Origin of the sequence: Shewanella sp. SM23, from assembly GCF_025654295.1 — a bacterium.
In the GTDB taxonomy this organism is placed as follows: domain Bacteria; phylum Pseudomonadota; class Gammaproteobacteria; order Enterobacterales; family Shewanellaceae; genus Shewanella; species Shewanella oncorhynchi.
This window is the reverse complement of sequence record NZ_JAKKRM010000045.1, coordinates 1-1,736: the sequence shown is the minus strand read 5'-3', so window position 1 is coordinate 1,736 and position 1,736 is coordinate 1. Positions and strand designations below refer to the sequence as shown.

The window sequence follows — 1,736 nt, the reverse complement described above, 5'->3', positions numbered from 1 at the left end:
TTAGCTGGGTATAAATATCAAAGTTTTGCGTTCTGGCGCCTATTGGGGGGGCCTTTTCTGTACCTGAGTCATGTGTGCCAGGTATAGAAATTTTGTCTAATGTTAAACTTTTATTTAGTGCACTCATCCAATTATTTGTACTTACGTGAGACATATTATTCTCCAATTTTGGCTATCTGTCGAAATAATATCTGATAGGCTATAACTAACAAATAATAGCCTATCAGTAAGTTTCTTATATGGACGAACGAATTTAGTATAATTGTTCCATCCATCAATTCAGCTTTGTTTGATAAGACTTAAGGTTTTGTGTAACGACCAGTCAGACTAGAATTAACTTCAGAGTTGTCCATTTGAAATAAGAGTAATTCTACTGCGGTACTTGAATCACTAACTAGTGCAGCTATAGAACCGGAGCCAACTTTGTTTTTCTTTAAAATATCGAGGATTAGCTTGCCACTCGCAGTAATAGCACCTACGGGATTCTCTGTAACTACATTTTTTACAATATTTAACGTATCTTTGGCTAAGCCTTCAGCATAATGTTGGTCTACACTGCCCCATGTTACACCGATCATGTCCTTCGAGCCAATCCACCAATTATTGTGATTTCCATAGCTACCTTGTCCTAAAAGGAAATCGTCGATAGTATGTACAATACCATTAACTTTAAGGGTTAACTTTCCACGTACTGCAAAATTCAGTTCTGAAGGTTGGCGGTCGTTAAATGTTTTAGCTATCATCCCACCGCTGCCTGCGCTATTAATAAACCATTTAGCCACATCGCTTGTTTTGTGACGGCCAGCTTTTACTACCAGAGTTTTTCCATGACAGATAACGCCGTCATAAGGTTGGCCATGGCTAATGCAATGATCCTTTTCAGTAAAGGAAACATCTGATAGTCCTTCAATGTTAAAGATAAACTCATTATCGTGAATTTTTATTCCCATTTTGTTCTTCTCCGGTTTTGTAAATTTATTAACTAACTAGGGTATGAAATATTATTACCGTAGGGTGTACTCAATAAGTCAATAGTGAGTTCCCTCAATAACAAATCTAACAAGATTTTAACATTAATCAATACTACTTTAGTGCTGTTAGATATTATTGTCGATGTAAATTATTAGTGAGAGATTAAGGTTCTGTCGCTAACTGATAATATGCAACATGATTTAATAGCGTATGTTCTATCCGATGAAATTAGATTAGTGCTAAATTTCAGTTATCTTTACTTAATCATTAACTTAAATTGAGCGCCAGATAGAATTCAATAAGGCTATCACTGATGGACATTAATGCTATTCCAGTTGTGGCCTGTTAAACTGCTCTCTGGTTAAATACTAATTTACGTCATCAAAAAGTATTAAAAAACATGAATGTATTGACTTTTAATAAATTAGGTTTTGATTTTTCTTGCTAGTTAGGCAACACACCGACATCATCACGAATAATATATTGGAATATAATTAGATTAGCAGATACTCCAGTGTACTGGTCAACCCAAACTGGACACTTTTACTTGAGAATTTTCAAACTCTACAGGTGACAGATCGTCATTAGCAGAATGAAGCCGCTCCAAGTTGTAATATTTCATGTAAGCCGTCACATCTTGCTTCATAAACTCCCTTGTTGGTTGAGCAACTTTAAAAATCCAATCGTGTTTCAAGCTACCAAAGAAACGCTCAACAACGGCGTTATCCCAACACGCTCCCACATCACCCATGCTGGCTCGGATA

The 1,736-nt window shown here is 36.1% G+C and carries 2 protein-coding genes; both read right to left on the bottom strand.

From position 1 onward, the window contains the following. Window positions 1–299: 299 nt before the first annotated feature. Entirely contained in the window at window positions 300–950 is a 651-nt protein-coding gene (locus L5L98_RS22155; protein ID WP_263143567.1) for a hypothetical protein, read from the bottom strand. A gap of 545 nt (window positions 951–1,495) precedes the next feature. Further along, window positions 1,496–1,736: integrase core domain-containing protein (locus L5L98_RS22150; protein WP_263143551.1), on the bottom strand; the 241-nt coding region annotated here is incomplete at its 5' end.